The organism is Affinundibacterium flavidum, from assembly GCF_014284175.1.
Lineage (GTDB): Bacteria > Pseudomonadota > Gammaproteobacteria > Burkholderiales > Burkholderiaceae_D > Undibacterium > Undibacterium flavidum.
In genome coordinates this window covers 26,248-49,524 of record NZ_JACOGA010000010.1, presented here as the reverse complement: position 1 = coordinate 49,524, position 23,277 = coordinate 26,248, and the positions used below count along the sequence as shown (strand labels likewise).

At 44.0% G+C, this 23,277-nt stretch carries 25 protein-coding genes and 2 tRNA genes; 14 read left to right on the top strand and 13 right to left on the bottom strand.

What is annotated here, in order from left to right; translation table 11 throughout:
• Window positions 1–47: 47 nt before the first annotated feature.
• Both H8K55_RS11775 and pnuC read right to left on the bottom strand, forming a co-directional pair.
• Window positions 48–587 carry an AAA family ATPase gene (locus H8K55_RS11775; RefSeq protein ID WP_230408584.1) on the bottom strand — a complete coding sequence of 180 codons (540 nt, stop codon included), beginning with the start codon at window positions 585–587 and terminating at the stop codon, window positions 48–50.
• Window positions 575–1,168 carry a nicotinamide riboside transporter PnuC gene (gene pnuC / locus H8K55_RS11770; RefSeq protein ID WP_186942268.1) on the bottom strand — a complete coding sequence of 198 codons (594 nt, stop codon included), beginning with the start codon at window positions 1,166–1,168 and terminating at the stop codon, window positions 575–577. The genes H8K55_RS11775 and pnuC overlap by 13 nt, the downstream gene beginning before the upstream one ends.
• Window positions 1,169–1,362: 194 nt before the next feature.
• On the opposite strand from pnuC, the gene H8K55_RS11765 reads away from it, so the two are divergent.
• Window positions 1,363–2,397, top strand: a complete 1,035-nt coding sequence (locus H8K55_RS11765) for an OmpA family protein (protein ID WP_230408583.1) — start codon at window positions 1,363–1,365, stop codon at window positions 2,395–2,397.
• A gap of 165 nt (window positions 2,398–2,562) precedes the next feature.
• On the opposite strand, the gene H8K55_RS11760 is transcribed toward H8K55_RS11765, so the two are convergent.
• The 3 genes from H8K55_RS11760 to H8K55_RS11750 all read right to left on the bottom strand — a co-directional run bounded on the left by H8K55_RS11760 (window position 2,563) and on the right by H8K55_RS11750 (window position 5,404).
• Window positions 2,563–3,480, bottom strand: coding sequence for a ChaN family lipoprotein (locus tag H8K55_RS11760; RefSeq protein ID WP_186942266.1), 918 nt, complete (start codon window positions 3,478–3,480; stop codon window positions 2,563–2,565).
• A 281-nt stretch (window positions 3,481–3,761) separates the two neighbouring features.
• Entirely contained in the window at window positions 3,762–5,069 is a 1,308-nt protein-coding gene (locus tag H8K55_RS11755) for a DUF3472 domain-containing protein (RefSeq protein WP_230408582.1), read from the bottom strand.
• A gap of 249 nt (window positions 5,070–5,318) precedes the next feature.
• Window positions 5,319–5,404: transfer RNA gene (locus H8K55_RS11750), tRNA-His, on the bottom strand.
• Window positions 5,405–5,527: 123 nt separating this feature from the next.
• Here H8K55_RS11750 and H8K55_RS11745 point away from each other — a divergent pair.
• The 11 genes from H8K55_RS11745 to H8K55_RS11695 all read left to right on the top strand — a co-directional run bounded on the left by H8K55_RS11745 (window position 5,528) and on the right by H8K55_RS11695 (window position 11,707).
• On the top strand, window positions 5,528–6,877 hold the full coding sequence (locus H8K55_RS11745) for a tyrosine-type recombinase/integrase (RefSeq protein ID WP_186942265.1): 1,350 nt from the start codon (window positions 5,528–5,530) through the stop codon (window positions 6,875–6,877).
• 42 nt (window positions 6,878–6,919) lie between these two features.
• Window positions 6,920–7,192 (top strand): BrnT family toxin, encoded by a 273-nt coding sequence (locus H8K55_RS11740; protein ID WP_186942264.1) that lies wholly within the window; start codon window positions 6,920–6,922, stop codon window positions 7,190–7,192.
• On the top strand, window positions 7,161–7,454 hold the full coding sequence (locus tag H8K55_RS11735) for a BrnA antitoxin family protein (protein WP_186942263.1): 294 nt from the start codon (window positions 7,161–7,163) through the stop codon (window positions 7,452–7,454). The genes H8K55_RS11740 and H8K55_RS11735 overlap by 32 nt, the downstream gene beginning before the upstream one ends.
• A 171-nt stretch (window positions 7,455–7,625) precedes the next feature.
• Window positions 7,626–7,763, top strand: a complete 138-nt coding sequence (locus tag H8K55_RS21850) for a toxin-antitoxin system HicB family antitoxin (protein WP_329605034.1) — start codon at window positions 7,626–7,628, stop codon at window positions 7,761–7,763.
• 273 nt (window positions 7,764–8,036) lie between these two features.
• Window positions 8,037–8,723: a hypothetical protein gene (locus H8K55_RS11725; protein ID WP_186942262.1), complete on the top strand. Its 687-nt coding sequence runs from the start codon at window positions 8,037–8,039 to the stop codon at window positions 8,721–8,723.
• A 133-nt stretch (window positions 8,724–8,856) separates the two neighbouring features.
• The gene (locus H8K55_RS11720) at window positions 8,857–9,075 is read left to right on the top strand and encodes a hypothetical protein (protein ID WP_186942261.1); all 219 of its coding nucleotides are present in this window, start codon (window positions 8,857–8,859) and stop codon (window positions 9,073–9,075) included.
• A gap of 340 nt (window positions 9,076–9,415) precedes the next feature.
• Complete coding sequence (locus H8K55_RS11715; protein WP_186942260.1) at window positions 9,416–9,655, top strand: hypothetical protein; 240 nt, start codon at window positions 9,416–9,418, stop codon at window positions 9,653–9,655.
• A 1-nt stretch (window position 9,656) separates the two neighbouring features.
• A complete protein-coding gene (locus tag H8K55_RS11710; protein WP_186942259.1) occupies window positions 9,657–10,133 on the top strand; it encodes a hypothetical protein in 477 nt (158 codons plus the stop codon).
• A gap of 1 nt (window position 10,134) precedes the next feature.
• Complete coding sequence (locus tag H8K55_RS11705; protein WP_186942258.1) at window positions 10,135–10,422, top strand: conserved phage C-terminal domain-containing protein; 288 nt, start codon at window positions 10,135–10,137, stop codon at window positions 10,420–10,422.
• Window positions 10,413–10,829, top strand: a complete 417-nt coding sequence (locus H8K55_RS11700; RefSeq protein ID WP_186942257.1) for a hypothetical protein — start codon at window positions 10,413–10,415, stop codon at window positions 10,827–10,829. The genes H8K55_RS11705 and H8K55_RS11700 overlap by 10 nt, the downstream gene beginning before the upstream one ends.
• Complete coding sequence (locus tag H8K55_RS11695) at window positions 10,820–11,707, top strand: AAA family ATPase (protein ID WP_186942256.1); 888 nt, start codon at window positions 10,820–10,822, stop codon at window positions 11,705–11,707. Before H8K55_RS11700 ends, H8K55_RS11695 begins: the two co-directional genes overlap by 10 nt.
• Window positions 11,708–12,269: 562 nt before the next feature.
• On the opposite strand, the gene H8K55_RS11690 is transcribed toward H8K55_RS11695, so the two are convergent.
• The 7 genes from H8K55_RS11690 to H8K55_RS11660 all read right to left on the bottom strand — a co-directional run bounded on the left by H8K55_RS11690 (window position 12,270) and on the right by H8K55_RS11660 (window position 19,204).
• Complete coding sequence (locus H8K55_RS11690) at window positions 12,270–14,402, bottom strand: ATP-dependent helicase (protein WP_186942255.1); 2,133 nt, start codon at window positions 14,400–14,402, stop codon at window positions 12,270–12,272.
• Between the two features lie 329 nt (window positions 14,403–14,731).
• Entirely contained in the window at window positions 14,732–14,986 is a 255-nt protein-coding gene (locus H8K55_RS11685; RefSeq protein ID WP_186942254.1) for a hypothetical protein, read from the bottom strand.
• Window positions 14,987–15,540: 554 nt separating this feature from the next.
• The gene (locus H8K55_RS11680; RefSeq protein WP_230408592.1) at window positions 15,541–16,269 is read right to left on the bottom strand and encodes an SIR2 family NAD-dependent protein deacylase; all 729 of its coding nucleotides are present in this window, start codon (window positions 16,267–16,269) and stop codon (window positions 15,541–15,543) included.
• 394 nt (window positions 16,270–16,663) lie between these two features.
• Window positions 16,664–16,739 (bottom strand) — tRNA-His (locus H8K55_RS11675).
• Between the two features lie 573 nt (window positions 16,740–17,312).
• On the bottom strand, window positions 17,313–18,323 hold the full coding sequence (gene dusA / locus H8K55_RS11670) for a tRNA dihydrouridine(20/20a) synthase DusA (protein ID WP_329605029.1): 1,011 nt from the start codon (window positions 18,321–18,323) through the stop codon (window positions 17,313–17,315).
• A gap of 68 nt (window positions 18,324–18,391) precedes the next feature.
• Window positions 18,392–18,592, bottom strand: coding sequence for a DUF3079 domain-containing protein (locus H8K55_RS11665; RefSeq protein WP_186942413.1), 201 nt, complete (start codon window positions 18,590–18,592; stop codon window positions 18,392–18,394).
• A 42-nt stretch (window positions 18,593–18,634) separates the two neighbouring features.
• The gene (locus H8K55_RS11660; RefSeq protein ID WP_186942252.1) at window positions 18,635–19,204 is read right to left on the bottom strand and encodes a YIP1 family protein; all 570 of its coding nucleotides are present in this window, start codon (window positions 19,202–19,204) and stop codon (window positions 18,635–18,637) included.
• Window positions 19,205–19,525: 321 nt separating this feature from the next.
• On the opposite strand from H8K55_RS11660, the gene H8K55_RS11655 reads away from it, so the two are divergent.
• Both H8K55_RS11655 and H8K55_RS11650 read left to right on the top strand, forming a co-directional pair.
• The gene (locus tag H8K55_RS11655; RefSeq protein ID WP_186942412.1) at window positions 19,526–19,957 is read left to right on the top strand and encodes a MarR family winged helix-turn-helix transcriptional regulator; all 432 of its coding nucleotides are present in this window, start codon (window positions 19,526–19,528) and stop codon (window positions 19,955–19,957) included.
• Window positions 19,958–19,966: 9 nt separating this feature from the next.
• A complete protein-coding gene (locus H8K55_RS11650) occupies window positions 19,967–21,163 on the top strand; it encodes an HPP family protein (protein WP_329605028.1) in 1,197 nt (398 codons plus the stop codon).
• Window positions 21,164–21,221: 58 nt separating this feature from the next.
• On the opposite strand, the gene H8K55_RS11645 is transcribed toward H8K55_RS11650, so the two are convergent.
• A complete protein-coding gene (locus tag H8K55_RS11645; RefSeq protein WP_186942251.1) occupies window positions 21,222–23,186 on the bottom strand; it encodes a diguanylate cyclase in 1,965 nt (654 codons plus the stop codon).
• Between the last annotated feature and the right edge of the window lie 91 nt (window positions 23,187–23,277).

Below are 23,277 nucleotides of genomic sequence, written 5' to 3'. Positions count from 1 at the left end.
CGCAAACTACACTGAGATCAACGCAGCTCAGCTTGACTCAACTCAGCTCAACTCAAAAAATCTAAAGTAAAAATGACTTGTCGAAGGCGCTCGTCCAAACCACCTTCTACCAGCAAAAATGGAATGTCGCGCTCATCTAAAGTCTCGACTAATTGTGCATGTATTTGTTGCCGGACCGCTGGTGATTCTCTTTGCAGACCATCTGCGATCCAAGGGATATCAGGTGCAGTTACGATAGTGAAATCATAATCATGCAGCAGCTCTAAATCTTCCAACTTTGCAGGAATTTGCTTGAAATAATATCGGCTATAGAGCGCAATCATCATTGGAGAAGTGTCACAGAACAGCCAATTGTTCGCACCTGGCAATAAGACACGCTCACGCTCAAGCTGCGTCAGCGCGATATGCAATTGCTCCTCTTCTAATGGCACACGCTGCTTAGCCTCCACAAATTCTCGCAAATACTCTGGCACCCATACCGTTTGATAATGTCGTGCCAAAGCTTCTGCCAATTGCGATTTACCAGATGATTCCGCTCCCAAGATCACTATTTTTTGCACGTTTTTTTCGGACATCACTTTGGACATAAAGCTCTCCAGGTGCGTGCGCCAATGATCGCCATCACCACAAAAATAGCGTACAACACAGCGGTCAACATCAGGCTCTTATACACATAAAGTGCCACATATAAAACATCGACAATTATCCACACGTACCAGTTTTCCAATTTCTTTCTCGACAAAAGAATTTGCCCTAACAAACTACCGGCAGTGAGAAAACCGTCAGCCAAAGGAACATCGGTGTCGGTCGCTAATTTCAAGAAGAAATACAGGACAACAAACATCACGCCGCAACCGACTACAGAGATTATTTTTTCTAAAGACTGTAAGCGCGAAATCTGAAATGTCTGAACATCGTCACCATGGCGCAACCATTGTGACCACCCCCAAATGGAAACTAAAACAAACACTACTTGCAGGCCGCTATCGCCATAAAGTTTGGCATCAAAAAATACTACGCCATATAAAGCAGAAGACAAAATTGAAAACAACCAAGCCCAATGAATTCGCCGAATATTTAAGGCGACTGTGATAATCGATAACAGGAATGAAATTAATTCCAACGGTGTGGTTGTCCAACCCCACATTAAAGAGAAACTTTGGTTCATAAAGAAATTAATCGTCTATAGTGACTAAATGTATGCGTGCCGCAGCATAACAAATTTTGAGCGAGAACATACATAAGAGTCGGCACATCATTGTCGAAGCTGTAACAATTTTTGACCTTCAGTTTTGCTTATTCCAGATACAATTCGCCTGTTCAAATTTCCGACCCTTTTTCCAACTATTCATGAGGAATTCTATGAAAAAAATCGCTCTAGCATTGGCACTTATCGGCACAGCGAGCAGCGCGCAGGTAATGGCACAAAATCTCGATCTCAATCCTTCTTGGTATGTTGCGCCAAGTATTAACTACACGAATACTGATAATCGTTTTGGACTAACGAAAGATGGTCAAGGCTTAGGCCTGCGTTTTGGTAAAGCAATCAATCCGAGCTGGGATATACAATTAGGCGGCATCACCGCGCGCACCAAAGAAGCCGGTACAACATATAAGCAAAATTTGTTAAGCGTTGACGCTTTGTACATGCAATCACGTGAAGCGGTTCATCCATTCTTGTTATTCAGTGCAGGTGGTCAACAAGACAAATTTTCAAAAGGCTCTTCTGACAAATCCAAAACTTCTCCATTCCTAGGAGCCGGTATAGGTTTGCAAGCTCAATTGACTGAGCAATTAAGTCTGCAAGCAGATGTACGTCGTAATATGGCTTACCTCAGTGGCCATGAATTCAATTTCAAACGTGCTTATACAACTTACGCCTCAGTTGGCCTGAACTACTTTTTCGACAAAGTTGCAAAACCTGCACCAGTCGTAATTAAAGAAGAACCAAAACCAGAACCTATCGTCGAAGTCAAAAAAGAGCTTCCACCACCGCCACCAGCACCTGCACCGAAATTTGAAAAATATACTTTGTCATCGACTGAGTTGTTTGCATTTGACAGTGCGGTATTGGCTAGCTATCAACCAAAACTGGATCAGATCTCACAAGCATTGAAAGAGACTCCAAATGTTTCAAATGTCGTGATTTCAGGTTTCACCGATCGTTTAGGTTCAGATAAGTACAATTTGAAATTATCTGAAAAACGCGCAAATGCTGTACGTGACTATTTGATCAATAGCGGCATCGCTGCGAACCGCTTAAATGCGGTAGGCAAAGGTGAAGCGAATCCAGTCGTTACTTGCACCAACAAAAAACGCGCAGATTTGATTAAATGTTTAGAACCAAATCGCCGCGTAGAAATCGAACAAATGACTTTCGAGCGTCGCGTGAATTAATCTATTCAGTTAATCAACTTAGTTAATCAACTTAGTTAGTCAACTTAGCTAAATTAATTTGATTAACTGGGCTAATTTACTTGCTCAGTTTGATTCAAAAAAATGGCGTGCAAATTAAATTGCACGCCATTTTTTGTTTTAAATTCTACTTCGAAACAACATAAATTACTGCGCTGCCTTCCCCTTCACACCAGCACAATAATCTTTCGCCTCTGTAGCTCCTGTGAACCAATATAGATCTGCTGTGCCAGCTTTCTTAATATAGCTAGCGACGTCAACATTACCAGCCTGCACTTCCACAATTTGAATTACCATCATTTCAGCATCCGGTATTTTTTTCCGTAAATGCCAAGGAGCCCCAGTTTCAGCTCGCACATGTTCGCCCCCCGCGATTAACATCGCCGCTGGCGTCTCCGACATTGCCGAAGCCATACTCGCGTCTTTCGCTAATTGTATGTGTAACATGGGCGTCAAAGTTTCCCGGCTTTGCATCCCGCAATGCGAGGCAAATATTTGATCAAGCAAATAGTTTTTCAGCGTCTCTGGTGGATTCAACGCGCTAGAAAATCTGGGAACATCAACAAAATTCTTCTCGCCATTTTTATATACGCTAGTGATAAATGGTCGGTCAATATTCCCTGCTGCCAAGGCGGAATTTTTTAATGCTTCTTGAAATGACAATGAATAAGCGTTCCAATCCCAACCACCTTTTGCTGGCCAATTAAGTGTCGCTTTCATTTGTTCCAAAGTATCGCTAGGTCGAAGTTTGGCAATCCCACTATCGTGACTGCTATCCAACATTTCAAACACGACACGCCCTTGCGACGTTTGCTTTTCGGTTTTGAATCGTTCTTGTATTAAGCGTTGTTCGAGTTGATGATGTTCCGGATTATCGTGCTTCTCGCCGACAAAAACATATCTATGTTGACGCACTAAATCAAAAGCTCGCTGCTCAGTCACAAAACCATTGTGCGCGTTGACAATTTTCCCCTGCAAAGGATGTTGTGAAGGTAAATTGTCTTGCGCTTGCGCTAAGAAAGGCAAGCAAACAATAAAAAGCATCGACGAAAAATTAGTACGCATAGTCATCTTCCAAAACGAAAAAATCACTATATCGCAGCCAATTTATTACCGCAAGACAATAAAATATAGAGAAAAGATCAGGAAGTTAATTCGAAATGCGTATTCGAAGGTGTGCGTACAAGACATCGGTGTGCTGCCCGGAACAAGCCTGACAATGCACACCTGCCTGCCGTCATACATATCGGTTGCATGTACAGCAGATATCGATATTTTAGTATTTCAGTATGACGCGTGTATGACATAAGAGCGAACGAATAGACCGCTTATTCGTTCGCTGGAACTTACGGCAATGTGGTGACATTTACGCTTGGCGCAATCCCCGTTGCAGGACGATTAAACGTCTGCCCCAATGCAACATAATTTGCGAAGAATCCACCATTTCGCATATAGAATTTGCCATTTTCCAAGCCACCAGCAAAGTCCATACGTTGCTTGTTTGCCGCCGTTGCATCACCATTGAATTGGCCTTGTGTGACTTCACTCCACACACCAGAAGTGTTGCGCGCCCACTGATTTCCAACCAAGACCTTGCGCCCCAAGTAGCCATTCGTATCAATAAAATTTTCAAGGAAGGAATGATTGCCTGTCAAATAAGTCGTTGTACTAGGACGTTTCCATGTCGCGATAAAGCGCCAAGTTGCAGTCTCTGGAGCATAAAACCAAGCGGAATATAAGGTGCTACCAGCACCATCGGGAATAGCGCGAGTAATGAATTTGTAGGTATTCCCAGCTAACCAGTTGTACACCAGGTAGCTTTGTCCGCCAGTTCCTTCACCACCAAAACTATTATCAACGACACCTGCACCTTTTCTCACCAAAGTCGTTTTGCCGCCATTATCAGCATCCCAAACTGAAAACAATATCCAGCGCTCAGTCGTGGACTTCACTTGTATACCCATATAGCCCTGCGAAAAGCCATTTGCCATGAAATAAGAGCCAATCTTATCTTCACCTGTTGGCACTGTCATCTCGTTATAGAAATACTCGGTATTCGCCGGCGTGCTGTAGCCAAAATTAACTGATGGTCCACGGCGTGACCAATAATAATTCGCAGCATCATCGGCGAAATTCATACCGCTTGTCGCTGCTGTTCCTGCGATTTTTACTGCAGATACATCACCGAAATATCCACCGTTTTTACTGACACCCTGCAGGTCCACCTTCACATAGCCTGGCGCGGTGATGTTGATGGTTCCGACATCATAAGTCTTAGAGCTAGAACCGCTTAAATTCACATTGTAAGCGGTGCCATTAATACTTACTTTCACCGTGCTTGCGGTTGAGCCAGACAAACGCGCAACCAGTCCTAGCTTCAATTGCCCTGTTTGCGCCAATCGAAAATACATGCTAGTGATCGTCGATGAACTTGTCCAATTCGCCAAACCACTGTCATTGATGATTTCTCCCGCACCAGGCGCCGCACTAGTAATAAAGGCATTACCAGCCAAATTAACTGTTGCGTTATAGGTTGTGGCTGGTGGTGCCATGTTGTCACTAGCGCTCATTTTTTGCGCGTCTGTCTGCCCACCACATCCAAGCATTGCCATCGCCATCAAAGCTATGGCACCCATTTTTTTGCTTTTGTTCATTGTCGTCTCCCTATGGTTTTCTAAATATGAAAATAGAATTCAAAAGCAAACTGAACTATCCATTCAACGTAATTCAGAGAAAGCGTATCTTGCTTATCAATTCGGTATTTTCTTTTTTTATTGTAGGGAGAGTAAAAATTCACTGCCAGCGATATATTCTTGACGGCTCATGTACAAAAAATAACGGTGATGCAGAAAATATAGAAAATAAAAAAGCCCGCAGAAGCGGGCTTTTTTACTGAAATTGAGTGGGGTGGACGATGGGGCTCGAACCCACGACAACAGGAATCACAATCCTGAATAAATGGCATTTATTGCCGTTGATTAATATTCACAAAAACACACAATCATATAAAAATCAATGACTTAATATTTTTCACGCGCATATCTGTGTTGATGAAGATTGATTCATATATAATTAAAAATCCTACACAGCCCCTACACGGAGAATAAAAGTTATGAAATGGGAAAATTTCACCGCTGGCCGTGTTGCTGGCTTTAAATGTGCCGAAGGCAAGAAGCAAAGTATATTTTGGGATGGCAAAGTATCGGGTTTGGGTTTGCGTGTAACAACCGCTGGAGCGAAATCTTATATTTTCGAAACTAGCCTAAATAACAAGACCATTCGAATGACGATTGGCGATGTCTCTACCTACACCATTGCGGCCGCACAAAAGATTGCGACCGACCTCAAGGCAGATACCGACAAAGGCATAGACCCGCGCCAAGTCGCCAAAGACGAAGAACAAGCACGACAAGCCGCCATTGAAGCCGCAGAAACTAAGAGAATTGAAGCCGAACGCCAATTAGTACGCGATTCTGTCACTCTTGGCATGGCTTGGCCTATTTATATCGCAGCAAAACGGAACGCCAAACGCAAAGGTGGAAAAGTTGGCTGGAGTGAGTGGCACATACGCGACCATGAAAATGTTGTAAGTCTTGGCGGTGCAAAAAAAGTAAGGGGGAAAGGCTTAACGGAGGCTGGTGTACTTGCTCCATTACTAGATGTTCGCCTTACCGACCTTACAGGGGCACGTATAGCGGCATGGCTGGCAAAAGAAACCATCACCAGACCAACACGCACCGCCCTAGCGTTTCGCCTGTTATCGGTGTTTATCAATTGGTGTAATTCGCACGATGAATATAAAGGGTTAGTACCTGATGGCGCGTGCAAGGCCGATAAAGTCAAAAACGAACTACCCGCCAAGAACTCTAAATCAGGAGACAGCCTACAACGTGAACAATTGCCGATGTGGTTTAAAGCCGTTCAACAAATCGCAAACCCTGTTCAAGCTGCCTATTTGCAATCCCTTTTACTTACTGGTGCGCGTCGTCGTGAACTTGGAGCACTAGAGTGGGAAGACATTGATTTTCAGTGGAACACATTAACCATACGCGACAAAGTAGAAGGCGAACGAACAATTCCACTTACCCCGTTTGTTTCGCAGCTCTTAGCCGCCCTGCCCCGCCGAAATGAATGGGTCTTTAGTTCACCCGCCGCCAAGAATGGACAACTTGTGGAACCTTCACCTGCTCACAAAAAAGCATTAATAGCCGCTGGACTACCGGACATCACCTTACATGGCTTGCGCCGTTCATTTGGTTCACTTGCAGAATGGACAGAAACCCCCGCTGGCATCGTCGCTCAAATCATGGGACACAAACCAAGCGCCACCGCTGAAAAACACTACCGCGACCGTCCTATAGACTTGCTGAGGATGTGGCACATCAAGCTAGAGACTTGGATATTAGAGCAAGCGCAAATTAAGTTCACGCCAACACAAGCAGGTTTGCGAGTCGTGGTGTAAATACCCTTTGACATACACATAAATATACATATAATAAACCTTATGCGATACAACTACGACCGATCAAAAAAAGCAAGCAACCTTGAAAAACATGGTCTTGATTTTGATGATGCGAGACAAGTTATAGAGAGCGAACAAACCGTCACATTTGAAGACAAGCGCTTTAATTATGATGAACCACGCTTTATCACGATGGGAATGTTAAGGGGTTCAGTAGTCGTTATCGTGACGACAGAATCAGATACCAATATACGCATTATTTCCATGCGAAAGGCAGAAAAAAATGAACAAAAAATCTACTTCGAAAACCTTTGATGATGACGCACCGATTACGCAATCAGACATCAAAAGCGGTAAGCTTGTCTTGCGCAAGCGTGCCACCAATGGCGTGATTTTATCCAACAAACAGCGCGTCAATATCTATTTGGACAGCGCCATCATTGAACATTTTAAAGCGATGGCAGGCGAGCGTGGTTATCAAACTTTGATAAACGACGCTCTAAAACAAGCATTACAGGCAGAGAGCATTGAGGCCACGATAAAAAAAACGATTCGTGAAGAACTGCGCAAACACTAAATCACGGTCAAACAATGAAAATAACATGCACAACATGACGCATAAAGGCTATACAGCCAAAATTCAATACTCAGACGATGACGCACTATTGATTGGCAGACTTGCAGGTATCGATGATGTGATTGGTTTTCATGGAAAGTCTGTTAACCAGCTACAAACCAACTTTATTGAATCGGTGGAGGATTATCTCGACACCTGCAAGAAGCTAAGCAGAAAACCGCAAAAACGTACTCGGGAAGATTTGTCGTACAGGTAGAGCCTGAGATACATGTACGCGCAGCCATCGCTAAGAAGCAAATAGCGCCCTAATAAGAAATGAAGAACTCTTTGTTTGTGATTGAGTGCCTTTCTCTAATATTGATAAATGTATTCAAACAAGCATAGCAAGCAGAGAATATTGAAGCCACGATAAAGAAACTGATTCGAGAAAATCTGCACAAATATAGAAATCGCATAATTAACATCAACAATTTGAATGCTGTAGCACATAAATTCTAAGTTTTTTCAAAGTCCCCTACATAATGGCTCCACACGCTTCATTGCAAGTCAATGCAGCCAAATGAAACTCATAAGGAGCACATCTTGTCTAGTATCACAGATTTCCCCACAAAGTTTGCCATACTTCAGTATCTAGAAGATCCATCTACCAACCCAGCAATAAATCAAAATGATAGTTTGCCAGAGAAGTGGCTAAATGATGCACTAACTTGGGAAGATGCATGGAGTGAAATTAAACCGATCAAATGGGAATATTGGTTCACTATGCCAGCTTGGACACGTGAGGATGCAGCATATTTGTTTTTCGGAGTATGTCCAATTCGTGTGGAAAGGAAAAGCACCCCAGAGGACTTGACTGTAAATATCATGGAATTTATCAAGATGGCAGAGGCAAAACAAATAAACAATCTAAGTTCGAGGGATTGGCTGCGATGGGGGGAAATGAATAAATTTTGTCCAGTCGGTGGATTTAGAAATGCTTTAATGAGTTTTACCTCAATCAAAGAAACAGAAGGCATTGAGTCGATCTCAAAAGACGGTACGCCAAAGTACGTTTCTAAATTGATTTTGCGACAGTCCGAAATTATCAGGTTGATCGAATCGAAAGGACACAACCCAACATCATTACCTAAACCGCAACCTGGCAAATCTGGGATAAAAGCGGAAATTTGCGCCGAAGCACTAAAAAGCAAACAACTATTTACCGATAGCACATTCAAAACTGCTTGGGACATATTAAGGGCGAAAGGACAAATAATCGACAGAAAATAGCCAATGCAACCCTCCTACAAAATAGGGGATAGTGGGAGGGTTGCGTAGTAGGATAGTGCAAATTAGATCATTCGTATTCCACTCGCTGAACTGTTATTCGACAGAGGCGAAAACCTTAAACAGGATACGAAAAATGGCACATCAACATACTTTAGAACTTAAACAAATCGCAGCAGGCCGCGACCACATCCAAACATTTGAATTTGCCCGAGTATTTAGCCGTGCAGCACAAACAATCCGCAAAAGTTACTGCTTGACTGGACACTACTTAGGTATTCGCCCACTCAAACTAGGCAATAGACTTATGTGGCCTGTTGCTGACATTGCAGCACTCTTGAACGGGAGCGTGTAATGAAAAAATATTACACACTATTCCTCGTGCGTCTTGCACCCAACTTACATACGCTTACATTCATCAGTTATGCACTGACATTGATCACCATATTTTGCAATTTGGGGGTGAGATGAGAAGTGTCCAACTTAATCTGATAGTAGAACTGAATAAAGCCAACCGTGGGCAGCCTACCTCAAAGAGAAAGCCACAAATAGACGTGGGAAGCGCAAAGTCACGGAACCTGCGTATCGTTCACTCTGTATTTTCAAGATCAAGCGTTAGTCAGACATCAAACGTAGTTACTAATTGTTCAAAAGCGCTAGAGATAGTAGCCAAACTACGTCGCAATACATTACGTATGGCTAACGCAAAAGCTTCAATACCAAGTAGTAAAAAAATATTCTCTCGTAGCTACATCGATGCCCAAGCCAAAAAGTGTGACGAAAATATTGCAAAGTATCAGCTCGGCAAACCCAATCGTAACCCATACGTAGTGTATGAAGAACGTAAAAAACAATGGGATCAGCAGCACCCTGATGCAAAGCCTGAACAACGCGATGCGGCCATGACTCGCATAGCGAGAGAATGCGGGGTTTAACATGGCTAGAATCCGAACAATCAAACCTGAATTTTGGACTTCTGAACAAGTCGCCGAATGCTCACCGACAACTCGCTTGCTATTTATTGGCCTGTGGTCATTCTGTGACGACAACGGCATACACCCTGCATCTTTCAAGCGCATAAAGATGGAAATATTTCCCTCGGATGCAATTTCCGGAAGTGAACTACAAAACGCGGTTCAGGAATTAATTACAAGCGGTTTATTGTATGAATACGAAGTAGCTGACAAACGCTACTGGCAGGTTACAGGCTGGCATAACCACCAAAGAATTGATCGACCAACCTACAAGTTTCCAGAACCAAAGATAAAAGAAACACCCGAAAGAATCCCACTACTCGACGAGCAATCAACGACTATTCAACGAGGATTCGTCGAACACTCGTCGATTATTCAGCAAGAGGCTGTCGAGCAATCGACTACGGAATTGAAAGGAAAGGAAAGGAAAGGAAGTTAAATTGTCAGGCAAGCCTAACGCCACGTCGGTGTTAAATCATCTTAACGAGCAAACTGGTAAAAACTACCAAGCTGTAAAAGCTAATCTCTCCTTGATTGAAGCTCGATTAAAAGAAGGCTTCACAGTAGATCAATGTAAGGCTGTCATTGACACAAAAATAAAGACATGGGCACATGACGAAAAAATGTCTGCTTACTTACGTCCAAAGACCTTATTCAACGCTACCAATTTCGCACAGTATGCAGGCGAACTAGAAAGCAATGCCAGCGAGGTCCAATCATGGGAATAATTCCTTCTGGTGCTACACCAATTCTAGCAGCAAGAAAACAAGGCAAAAAGCCCGCCGATTTAATTCTCTTATCTATGGTGGGAGATTTACCCAATGAAGCAAACCCTGTGGTTCAAATCAAACCATCAATTCAGTACGACTGGAGTTGGCTTAGGGGGCTAGCCGCATGCTTTTGGACAACGCCTGAAACCTATCAAGCAAAGCACATCATTGACGCTGCCAAAGCCATGCCGGGATGGCTGTACCTTTGGGATAGCGCCAACCAGAAAGGCTATGACATATTCGTAATACCAACGCTGGAAAGCATTGAGAGACCTCAAGCACAATGGAATTGGCTAGTAGATCCAATGCCGTGGCTACCATTTCAAAATAAAGCATTCGCATTAGGAGATGTTATATGCAACTAATCAGGGATACCATCGACTTTAATGCATATCAAACTGAGCCAGAAAGTCACAAAGTACGTTCTGCTGTTGAATTTCTTGAAGAGACAATTTCAGCATTCTACCCAGCACCTAACGCAACGCTTCCGCCAAGGCCACTATGGGACAAAGCTAACGGAAAAATTGCTTTTCGACGTGGCGAAGTATCACTATGGGCAGGCATTAACGGTCACGGCAAATCCATGATGTTGTCACAAGTGGCTTTGGATTTGATGATCCAGGGTGAAAAGCTGCTTATTCTTTCATTTGAAATGAAACCCGCTCGCCAAATGCAAAGGATGAGTCGTCAAGCCTATGCAGGTGACGTACCTCCAAAAGAATTTCTAACGGTTTTTCATAAATGGTCAGATGAAAAGTTATGGATATACGACCATAATGGTGCGATTAAATGGCAGCAAGTGATGGCAGTAATGCGCTACGCTGAGCAACATTTCGGCATCACTCAGTTTGTTGTTGATAGCTTGATGAAGTGCGTCAAAGGTGACGATGATTACAATGCCCAAAAAGATTTCGTCAATGAACTATGCGCCTTTGCTCAAGCAAGGCAAGTACATGTTCACTTGGTGCATCATGTCAGAAAAGGCGAAAGCGAAGACAAAGCACCAAACAAATTTGATATTAAAGGCGCTGGCGCAATCACCGACCAAGTTGATAACGCATTTATCGTCTGGCGCAACAAAAAAGCGGAACGAGCAAAGAGCAACGATCCAACAGCGATACTCAAATGCGACAAGCAACGCAACGGTGAATGGGAAGGCTCCCTTGGATTTTGGTTTCACCTAGAATCGATGCAATATCTAGAAAGACTAGATGGAGTTCCGATGCGCTACAGTTTGAGATGATTTTAGATTGATGAACGAATAAAGTTTGACGACTGTCTAGCGGTAGAGCTTTTATCATTGAAAGTTGAAGGTTCGCTGAAAGAACTTTGCGCGAACCTTCACGTGCGAACTTTGAACTTAGTAATAGTTTGCCTCGCTGCACGGCGATAGAGCGTGGAAGATTTGACAGCCATCGTTTATGACCGCCAAAGGCACTATGGTTAGTCGCAACGATTATCGATAAAGTGAATCAGCTTATTCAGCCATTCAAAGCGACTGTAACGATAAACATAGTTGACAGCATTGCCTCCATTGATCTGACAGTAAAGCCTAGTGGCCAGCGCAGCGGCGCTAACTGGAATAGAGAAATTTTCATATTCTTTCGGTCTTTCGGAAATATGGGCGAGATTATCAATATGTTTTTCTATGGGTCGCTTAATTTTAATTTGAGAAGGCGTTTGGATCAAACTTGGCAATACTGGTGTCTATTGAGAACACTACGTTGGGTCAAATCGGCAATAAACGTAAAAGTCAAGATTTGAATATCCGTGTAATGCGATCAATTTGATACGAACAGACTTGACTACATCCACTCCGCAAACGCTTCCAAATCCATTCCAATTGGTACATACCACTTTTTCCTTGTCTGATCCCAACGAGCACCCAGTGCTTTCAAACGATCCTTATCAGAATAACTCGACCGTAGGTAGTGGCGCGACGCCGGTGTGACTCTAAAAATATTTTCGTTGCGTGTCTGTGCTATATTTGCAGCCGCATTCGTACCTGTAATATTCATTCGTTTAATAAAGGTACTCCTTTTTTCACCGTCTAAAGGAGTCACCAGAGTGAGTCGAAGTTTCGCTCGAGTGGCGCCAACATAAAAAAGGTTTTCTTCGTCCTTTAACGGGAACATGGGGCTAGGATATTCCCCAACCTCAACGAACGGGAGGATGACATGGTCAAATTCCTTACCTTTGGAATTTGCAACGCAGTCCAAGGTCAAAACATCCTTATCACGATACTTAATTGCAAACTGCTCGGCCGCACTTAGGTCGCTCCAAAATTGCGACAAGGTTTGCTCACCGGCTATCGAAAGAAATCCCTCAATCGACCTAATGACCACACTAGCATCATACTGTCGAACATATAATTTCTCCGCGATCCTTTTGAGGTGCATTCGATCACAAACCTTACGAAGGATATCAACTGCCAAAGCGTCAGGTGAAGCGTCAATAACAAAGCGAATCGTCGAATCCAGAACGGTAGGTGCCTTGGTTTCGTCCTTGCTCTGGATATATTTTTCATAAAACCAGTGCAGTTGCGAATGCTTCGCCATACCAACTTTAACCGCCTGCAACTCATCTGGAGGAATCCGAAGGTTGCCATAGAGATCAAGCGCTTCCACAATACTTTCCTTAACCTCTTTGCTTTTCACAGCCCCAAAATCACGAAGTGCTATAGCCATAATACCCCTGAGAAAGAGTATCTCTTCACGCTGCAAGTATGAGCCCATAGGGGGTGTGCGATATCCAATACCCCCCGCACGAAGAGCATTTTCTATCACGACCGAATGGTGGCGATCCCGAATCAATACTGCGCAAGCATCTACACCTGAGCCATTACGTTCCCACTTCTTAATTGATTCGACAACGCACTTCGCCCCCTCCTCCAACCCGCCAGTATAAGTTTCTACCTTAATTTCAAGTTTGTCGGCAACATTGGATTCAACCGGCTTCCCCTTGAAAGCCTGCATACAAAATGCTAAGTGCGACCCGTACCTGTGCGTGATTGTGAGGGGAAGTCGTTGTGTTTCTATAAAGCGTTCTTTGAATCGGGTACTCAAGTATTCGTGGCGAGCACCTAAGGTCGCATGGATGACTTGGTCGCAATCACCAGCACCTACAAAAAAGCATCGCGGTCGGTCAATCAGCGCGCACACTATTCGAAATGCCGCCTCGTTAAGATCATGAAGCTCATCACAAATCACAAGGCGGTAGTCGGAGAATTCCGAAAAGCGATCTGGGTCTCGATTGATATCTCTTGCCAGATCGTAAGTCGAATCAAAAGACCCGCGAAAATTGGGCTGATTGCGGAGCCCCAGTCTGATTCGTTCGTACTCTACAGCGACAAGGAATTCCGCCTCAGTTACACCGTAACGCTCGAAAACCGTGGATAGGTCATCGATCGAAAATTCTTCGCACAACACCATATTAGCCTTGAGCTTAAGTTGCGCATCCAAATACTGGGTTAATGCCAGCCCATTAGTACTGAACTGAAGGTTTTCAACTGATTCACTGTATTTGACGTACGCCTTATCTACTGCAGCCAGCATGGGCGGGAATTGTTGCCGTATGTTCGGATATGACGCCACCCCCTTATCTTCGATTAACGCCAAGCGATCTCGAGAGAAATCTTCAAAGGTCTGAATTTTAAGTTGCTTGACAATCGTGTGGTGCACGCCAATTTCGATCAAACGCCTGAACATCACATCTCGCGCAGTCTCAGTGAACACTAAGATTAAAATGCATTCGGGAGCCATCCCATTTGCCAATGCCTCCCCAACTCGCAACGCGAGAGTTGTGGTTTTTGCCGCCCCTGCATTCGCTTCAATCAGAAGAACTTTGCGCCTATTGGTTTGAATGTCAATCTGTTCCTTTGTTCTAATTATCCCGACAGGAATGAACCGGGAAGAGTCCACTTGATTGTCTTTAGGCATATTGATTCTTTTCAGGTTGATTAATCAAATCTGAGAACGTTGACAGCGCGGCACCGTTAATATCCGATGCATCATAAAACAGCAAGAAATTGAGTAAAATATCACAAACACCACCAATTTTAACAATTATTTTGTTACATACAAACAATGAATAGGGATAGTAAGTTCAATTTAGTTTTGTCTGTATTACTCGCACAAACTGAAATTGCATTACCTAAAGTTGTTTCACCGGAATACCAGCTTTTGACAGCACGCCTTTATCCTATCATTGACTTCGTCTGTGTTTCCAACTTGCCTGCTTCGCTCACTGTTGCCTGGCACGATTCCTCCTATTCGAATGCTTTTTTCAAAAAATCAACGCAATGTACGAGATTGCCGTGAGCTATTTCATCGGAATGACTAGAAAAAACCACCCCATCACTGAACAACACACCCTCATCCAATAGATTGGCTAACAACCTGCGAATCGCATTTTCATCTGGAGAGTCTGTTGCCTGAATTTTGCATTCGAGTACGATGGTTGCAAAGTCCTGTGCACCCAATTCATCTAGCAACGCCATCACTGCTTGCTGCGACGTATACATATTTTTCCTTTACACGATTTGAGTGTGTCGAGAAGGGTTTCCGTTGTCTCGTTGAAAACATTGGCTTTTTTATCGCCCGAATTTGAAGCAAGTAAATTTGCACGCATACAATCCCCAAAAAAACTCCTTCAACCTAGCCCCACACTCAACATAATCCGCCACAAAAAAACTCTCAATCGACGTCTACATGTTGGCAAACTGCAGGAGCACACCAATAGGTAAAACTGATTTACTCATATTTAAATTAACACGACTTTGAACGAAATGCCGAAGGCTGGCTAATTACTTTTTTAAGCGGCTTCTCAGGAAATAGAAGATGCTACACAACCATTTAAAGCGTAATTTCCGGTTGGATTTACTATCCATCTTGTTGATAGGCTTCCAAGCAACACAAATATATGGGGGAGGCTCCAAGAAGTTACGCATAGTAGCAAAATCAGTTTTATCCTGATTGGACTTGGTGCGTTGCCAGCAGATAAAGGTACGTTTTTTCATAAGCTTTGCGACTTTGAGATTTGAGATTAGAATTTTGATTGCTAGCTACACCCTCATAATCAACTACCAAACCTTAGTGTGCTTGAGATTGCTTGAAGCGCATCTTTTGCGCCCAACGGAATAGAGATGTCCCGATGTAACCCTACATCACTCTCGGTGGGATTGACACGAATCAGAGGACACCCCAATTCCTCTCCAAAATGACGCGCACTTGGGATTGCAGTGCCAGCACCAAGTTCAATGACGACAGGTCGAGAAGTACGCGCCAACCAAGTCTTAAGACTAGATTCAGATTGCTCATACTTACGCCCTTCAAAATTCCAGTCACCGAACATCAGAATATTAGGTCGCGCTAGTCCACCACAAGCCGGGCAACAAGGCAATTCAGATATTAGCAACGAACTTTCTTCATCAATACTTGGTCGGAAATCGGCAGCAGACCATGGTTCCTGCCCGCATTGATCAAAACATTGCAAGGCGTGAATTGAGCCGTGGCATTCCGTTACATGATGCTGTGCAAATCCTGCCTTTTGAAATTGTCCATCGACATTGCTTGTAAATACACGTGCACCAAACGGCATTTGTTGCGCAAGTTCTAAAAGAGTTTGAAAGCCTGTGTGCGGTATTGTGTCGCGATAAAGATTTAAACGATGCCCATAAAATCCCCAAGCTAGTGTTGGGTGTACTTGAAATGCTTTAGGATTTGCAATCTCAATGAAGTTGATACCGAGCCTTCCAAGTGCTGGATATGCCCTCCAAAAACCGTTTTCACCACGGAAATCCGGCAGTCCAGAGTCGATTCCTATTCCAGCCCCCAGAAGTAATGACTAGTGCATCAGCGTCAGATATCAGTTCTGCGGCGTCGCAAATAGCTTGGGTGTTTGAAATTTGTGTGTGAGCCATGTGTCAGTAGCGATGAATTGACTTGAAGAAAATATTAGCTACAAATAATAGCAAACCCTTCAGACCACACGAGAAGATTTATATATTTTAATTTCGATTTAATGAAATCAACTATTTTGAATAAAGGTGATACTTGGGAAAGTAAAGTGAATTGCCGAAGCCGCCATGTATTCCCTGAATCGGGTTACATGGCGGTTACATGAGCGAGAAATTTTTTCAACCAAACAAAAAGGGTTACAAGCCCAAACTTGTAACCCTTTGTTTTTACTACATATTCTGTGGGGTGGACGATGGGGCTCGAACCCACGACAACAGGAATCACAATCCTGGACTCTACCAACTGAGCTACGACCACCACTGAATTCAACTTAATGACATTGCCATCAAGTGAGCCTCGCATTATACGAGGATTTGTCATTTCAGGCAAATGTTTTCAAAATTCAATCTACGAAGGCTTAAGACTTAGGGCCTGTTGACATATATTTTAGATAAGCGAATGCGCGCAAATGGGCACAGGGCTAGGCGCAAGCTGCGCTGTAGTGCGAGCACTATAAGCAGATTGCAACAACGCCATGTGCCCATTTGAGCCATTCCCGGAGGGTTTCATTCAAAACGCACGATGGACAGCGTTGCATCTCTTGCTGGGGCGGCCAGCCGCAGCGGCGAGATGCGCCTTGCCATCCTGCGTTTTGAGTGAAACGCTTAACTAAAATATATGTCAATAGGCCCTAGTCCGAACAGTCAATTTCTGCAAGTACCAACGGAAGCAAATTTAAGGCAAAAAAAACCCGCTAAAATTTAGCGGGTTAATATCCTATTGAGGACAGGATTACAACAAACTCAACAAACATGTTCAATATAGATAATCCTGAACGACTCAATCCAATTTATTACAATTTCTTACGAGTTCAGCCAATTCGATACATTGCTAAGCAGCATTGACTGCCTGTACTTTAAGTAACGCCTCCAATAACAACTCTGGATCGCCAGAAGCAAGTTTCTTTGTATCCGACAGAGTCTGACGAAATGCGCGAGCGCCAACTAAGCCGAAGGTCAAGCCCAACATGTGCCGCGTGATGCTGTTCAACTTTAGACCTTTTCCATTGTCACCAAATTTGGCTAGCTGCTGAGCTATGTAAGGTAGCATCGCTTTCACTACTTCTTCACGTGTTTTCACTGAAGTATTGTCGCCATAATAGCGGGCATCAAAACTACTCATAATGTAAGGGTTGTGATATGCCTCACGTCCGAGCATCACGCCATCAACGTTTTGCAAATGCAAGTCAATTTCTTCCAACGTTTTAATTCCACCATTGATGATGACTTCCAATTCAGGAAAGTCTTTCTTTAACTGATAAGCATAATCATATTTAAGCGGTGGTACTTCACGATTCTCTTTGGGGGACAAACCTTTTAAGACGGCATTACGCGCATGCACAACAAAAGTCTTACAACCAGCATCTGCAATCTGCCCGACAAAATCGCGCACGAATGCATAGGAATCAACATCATTAATACCGATGCGATGTTTAACAGTGACATCGATATCCACGACATCGCGCATCGCTTTGACGCAATCGGCAACCAGTGCAGGCTCCGCCATCAGGCAAGCGCCAAATGCGCCTTTTTGTACACGCTCTGAAGGACAGCCACAATTGAGATTGATCTCGTCATAACCCCACTCTTCGCCACGTTTGGCAGCCAGCGCCAAATCTGCGGGTTCACTTCCGCCCAATTGCAAAGCAACTGGATGTTCTTCCTGATTAAAATCCAGATGACGAGCTACATCACCGTACAAAATTGCACCAGTTGTAACCATCTCGGTGTACAACCAAGTGTGACGAGAAATATGACGATGAAATAAGCGGCAATGACGATCGGACCAATCCATCATAGGTGCCACAGATAGGCGGCGAGAGGGTAAAACGGGAGCGTTCACAATATTAGCGGCAAAAATCAAACAGGCCGTATTGTACCGTTTGTCTAAGGGCTTTGCCTATGCAGACCTTATGATCGTTTTTCGGCGTCGGCTTCAGACTGAAGGAAATCTTGTCCCCAATCTGCCCAATCATCTCCAAATAACTCTACAGGGTGCGCTGTCCGATCTGCTCCGTTGCCGCATGCCATCGAGTCTGCGGGACAATAACGATCACAGCCCCAACAGATTCTCTCCGGATTCTTGGGATGCAGAGGGAATTTTTTCGTCAAGTTATTCATTAATATTTGATTGGAAATGGTCATGCATCGAATTCAGGTTAAGACCATCAGGATCACATAAGTACAAAGTATCAACCACACCATCGCACCTACCGAGAACACTTGATAACTCAGTAATTGAGCTTCAATTTTATCCTCTAACCGCAATATGCTATACGCACCATGATACAAAACGCTAGCAGCAAGCCCGAGACCTATAAATGCAGATCCAATAGCGATCCACAATTCAGGGAGGAATAAACCAAGGCTAGAAAGCCACATTGGAACTGCAGATATTGCAGCAAGCAAGAATGCATCCTCAAATGCCATGTCCAGTCCGCCTTTGTCGGCAACACTCTTAATCATCGCTCCCATTATCGGAACAGTGATTAGCTCGGCAACAAAAAAAACGATGGCAAGCTCTAACCAACGAGCTTCGCTGACGACGACACCTAGAGCCGCCGAATGCAAGCTGCCTGCATAAAACAAGCTTGCAGGAGCAATTAGCGAAAACGGCAGCACCAATGCAAAAAAGCTACGCATTATTGATGGGTGAACCTCCACGACTAAATCCCATCCATCGTGAAATGAGAATGGCATTTTGGCAAAATGAAAGATATTCATGGCACCTCCCATAGAAACAATTCAGAGTCAGTTCTGCAAACAACAAATTGGCATGACTTTCAATGGGGGTTCAAATAAAACAACTCTCGCCCGCGAAAGAAATTCCACACAAATTTATATCATCGTATGATATAAAATCCCAAGATCAAGCGATTAAAATTGTCCGCCGACAAGGAAATAGAAATTTCTATACCCCACATCCGATGTTGAGCACTACGCATTTGAAGGATAGGTATCATCGCTCTTAACAGTAACGCAACTACCAAGAATGACTTTTAAACCTTGCCGAGCACAACAACATTGAATACCTCGCCACCTACCTTGACATCAAGCTCACAACTAAGCTCAGCACTAAGTAAGCAGGATTTTGAACAAATCGCAGACTTTCGTTATCAACTGAGAATCTTTCTACGTTTTAGCGAAGAAGTTACGCAACGACACGGCATCACTGTTTTGCAATACCTACTATTGTTGCAAGTGAAAGGCTATCCCGGCAAAGAGTGGGCAACCATCGCCGAGCTAGCTGAGCGCCTACAGTCTCATCATCATGGTGTTGTGTCATTGGTGTCACGTTGCGAAAAAGCGGAATTAATTTTGCGTAGTGCCGGAAGAAGCGACAAGCGCTGCGTTGAAGTGCGATTGAGCAGCAAAGGCGAAACACTTCTTAATCAAATTGCGCTGCTTCACAAAGACCAATTGAGCCAACTGCAGAGCGTACTAGGACGCGTCTATCAAACACAAGTTACTTCCTGAAAGCATTGTGTGAAATCTTTATTGTCAAAATCGACTCTTGGGCGTTGGTTAAAAAGCTTTTTGCCTGGCACCGTGATCACCAATCCGATGGAGCGCCTTCGTGCCAGCGTTGGCGCGTTGCTGGGAATTTTGCTCACGGCGACGATCAGTCATCAAATTCTCGGAGACACAACTGAACTACCTTTTCTCATCGCGCCAATGGGAGCATCCGCCGTTCTTTTGTTTGCCCTTCCATCCAGTCCATTAGCGCAACCATGGGCGATTTTGGTTGGCAATTCTATTTCAGCCGCGGTGGGAGTGTTGAGTGTAACTCTTCTCGGAAGCACACCTTTGGCTGCTGCGATTGCCGTTGCGATTGCCACCGCAGCCATGTTTGCTACCCGTAGCCTGCATCCGCCAGGTGGCGCTATTGCCCTGTCGGCTGTCATTGGAGGCCCGGCAATTCATGCTCAAGGATTTCTATTTATCATTTCACCGGTTGGAATTAATTCCCTAGCACTTCTATTCTTGGCGATTATTTTTAATAATCTGACTCGTCATGATTATCCGCACTTACCTGCGGAACGAAAGAATTTGCACCAAACAAACGACTTACTGCCTGGCGGACGTCTGGGTTTCGCCTCAAGGGATTTGGACACAGTCATCAAGCAATACAATGAAGTACTGGACATCAGTCGCGATGATCTGGAGTTCCTGTTCAAACAGACACAGATGCATGCCTATCGCCGTAACTTTCAACAATTAACTTGTGCCGATATTATGTCGCGCGACACAGTCAGCATCACTTACGAAACATCGTTGGAAGAAGCATGGAATTTGCTGCGCAAACATAAAATAAAAGCGCTGCCTGTCATTGATGATGCACACAAAGTTATAGGAATACTGACGCTAATTGACTTCATGAAGCATGCCAATCTGGATGTCTACGACGAATACGAGATGAAGCTGAGGCACTTAATTCAAGGGGCAAGAGAAGCCACTTCCGGCCATATCAAGGTTGTCGGTCAGATCATGACGACTTCGGTCTTTACCGCATTTGCTGATGGGCACATTGTCGAATTAGTTCCACTCCTATCAGATGCCGGCATGCATCACATTCCCATCGTCGATGAAAACAATCATTTGATTGGTATGGTGACTCAGTCAGATTTAATCTCTGGTCTTTATCGCGCACAATTAAATGGAATAAATAGCGCCCCGACCTAAGAATGTGTGCAGCAAATGCACGCTACACAAAGCTCAAATCACGTCGTTTCCGGCATTCCTATTTAGACAAGGAGACGCGATTGCGCCCGTCATGCTTGGATTGATACATCGCATTATCAGCAAGCCTGAGCAAAGCATCTATATCGTCACCATTTTCTGGAAAACTCGCTACACCTGCGGAGATGGTAATCGATATTGGAATACTTCCATACATCACTGGAGTTTGCGCAATAATTTGACGCAAACTATCAATCTTCCTAAATGCCTGCTCTGGCGTCATATGTGGCATGGCGACCAGAAACTCTTCACCACCATAACGACAGACAATATCACTTTCTCGTGCATGTGCCCTGAGATGCTTAGACAATGTGATCAACACTTGATCACCGACAGCGTGGCCATAGGTATCATTGACTCGCTTAAAGAAATCCAAATCAAGCATAATTAAAGATAAGGAATAATTCTCACGTTTTGCACGTGCTAACTCCTTCATCAATGCCTCATCCATAAAGCGCCGATTATGCAGGCCTGTGAGCGGATCGCGTAAGACTTGCAGCATTAATTGCTCCTGCAATTTCACAATTTGCTGATACTGAAGCTCTAATTTTTGTAGGTTTTCACTCTGACTCTTTTGCCATTTTTTGCGCTCAGTAATATCTTCAAAAACCGTTGCAAAATGATCCAATTTGGGAGAGGACACGTGGATCAGAAAATCTTTCTCCAACTGTTCAAAACACTCTTCAAACTGAATTGCCTCTCCGCCTTCCGCCACACGAACATATTTATCCAGGAAAGGTGCAACTTCTAAGTTATATACTTGACTGGCCGATTTACCAACGACCAATTCGCGGCTTAAGCCTGTTTGAGCAACAAATGATGGATTCACTTCAATGATTTCATAGTCAATCGCTTTACCATCTAAGTTTCGGATAAGGCGATGTAATGCCACACCTTCCGACATACTGCAAAACAACGAATGGAATTTTTCCTCGCTTTCCGCCAAAGCGCGCTGACTGACCAAAACCCCATCAAGATTACGTTCATGTGCATACCAAGAACGTAATAATAACCATGCGAAAGCGCTCGCAGCGATCACAAAGAATCCAACTAATACTAGGCCGATTAAAGCTAAGCGGCGCCACTGTAAGAACTCGTGCTCGCCCGACACGCCGACATTAACGATAAACCCATATTTTTCGTTACGCCGAAAACTATGCGTGCGATTTACGCCATCGATACTGCTTGCGCCGCTCGCATACGTGGCACCCATGGGGGATGACTTTAATGCCTGACGAAATGCCTCGGAAATCGTCTTGTCAGTCGGCAAGAAGGTATTATCTCGACCAAAAACTTGGCGTGCAATGATGCCCAAATCTGCGTCTCGCAATACGATAGAGTCCCCGCGATCGAGTTGATATTTAGAAAAGCTCTCACCTAATTTATCGGCAAAAATTCCAGCAAAAACAACTCCTGCAAACCTGCCATCTTGCTTGTTTAATCTGCGGACAAAAATCCATACCCATTTTTTATAAATTCGTCCAAGCAATAAGCGCGTTAACAAAACATCTGCATCCGAGTTGTCGCGCAAAGCAATGAAATAATCGCGATCGGCTATATTATTTCGAGTCGTCAACACGTCAGATCCATACACTACATCACCTCGCTCGTTGGTCGCCAATATGTAAGCTAGGTGTTCGTGTCGGCGCAATTGACGCTGCATAAACAAATTTAACTGATGATCGTTAATTTTTCCTGTACTTTGCTGGCGTGCGAACTCATCGCTAGTGTTAAGCAAAGCCTGATCTATTGATCCAACCACTTCGGAAATATTTTGCTCTATTGACCTCGCCAGATTTCTGGTCGTCACCTCCGTCTGCACCTGCGCTTGCTGGTACAAATAGAGCGCGGCAAAATAAGTCAAGCCAGATACGGAAATAATCGCAACCACAATTGCAATTAACAGGATATTCCGATTGACCCGCAGGTTACTTGTTCGGCTATTGGTATTATCAAGTGGCATCATATCGCCAGCGCCTTCTTCGTTTGGGCATCCAAATCTACATCGAGAAGTTAAGCCTGTTTTGGCTCACTTTTTCACTCACTTCTTCGCTCAC

Coding starts and splice junctions, on each gene's coding strand:
- H8K55_RS11685 (WP_186942254.1), bottom strand. CDS start 14,986: ATGTATACGTCGCAGCAAGCAGTGATGGCGTTGCTAGATGAATTGGGT.
- H8K55_RS11660 (WP_186942252.1), bottom strand. CDS start 19,204: ATGAATATCTTTCATTTTGCCAAAATGCCATTCTCATTTCACGATGGA.
- H8K55_RS11690 (WP_186942255.1), bottom strand. CDS start 14,402: ATGCCTAAAGACAATCAAGTGGACTCTTCCCGGTTCATTCCTGTCGGG.
- pnuC (WP_186942268.1), bottom strand. CDS start 1,168: ATGAACCAAAGTTTCTCTTTAATGTGGGGTTGGACAACCACACCGTTG.
- H8K55_RS11695 (WP_186942256.1), top strand. CDS start 10,820: ATGCAACTAATCAGGGATACCATCGACTTTAATGCATATCAAACTGAG.
- H8K55_RS11700 (WP_186942257.1), top strand. CDS start 10,413: ATGGGAATAATTCCTTCTGGTGCTACACCAATTCTAGCAGCAAGAAAA.
- H8K55_RS11745 (WP_186942265.1), top strand. CDS start 5,528: ATGAAATGGGAAAATTTCACCGCTGGCCGTGTTGCTGGCTTTAAATGT.
- H8K55_RS11760 (WP_186942266.1), bottom strand. CDS start 3,480: ATGCGTACTAATTTTTCGTCGATGCTTTTTATTGTTTGCTTGCCTTTC.
- H8K55_RS11735 (WP_186942263.1), top strand. CDS start 7,161: ATGAACAAAAAATCTACTTCGAAAACCTTTGATGATGACGCACCGATT.
- H8K55_RS11715 (WP_186942260.1), top strand. CDS start 9,416: ATGGCTAACGCAAAAGCTTCAATACCAAGTAGTAAAAAAATATTCTCT.
- H8K55_RS11765 (WP_230408583.1), top strand. CDS start 1,363: ATGAAAAAAATCGCTCTAGCATTGGCACTTATCGGCACAGCGAGCAGC.
- H8K55_RS11645 (WP_186942251.1), bottom strand. CDS start 23,186: ATGATGCCACTTGATAATACCAATAGCCGAACAAGTAACCTGCGGGTC.
- H8K55_RS11755 (WP_230408582.1), bottom strand. CDS start 5,069: ATGAACAAAAGCAAAAAAATGGGTGCCATAGCTTTGATGGCGATGGCA.
- H8K55_RS11740 (WP_186942264.1), top strand. CDS start 6,920: ATGCGATACAACTACGACCGATCAAAAAAAGCAAGCAACCTTGAAAAA.
- H8K55_RS11775 (WP_230408584.1), bottom strand. CDS start 587: ATGTCCAAAGTGATGTCCGAAAAAAACGTGCAAAAAATAGTGATCTTG.
- H8K55_RS11710 (WP_186942259.1), top strand. CDS start 9,657: ATGGCTAGAATCCGAACAATCAAACCTGAATTTTGGACTTCTGAACAA.
- H8K55_RS11720 (WP_186942261.1), top strand. CDS start 8,857: ATGGCACATCAACATACTTTAGAACTTAAACAAATCGCAGCAGGCCGC.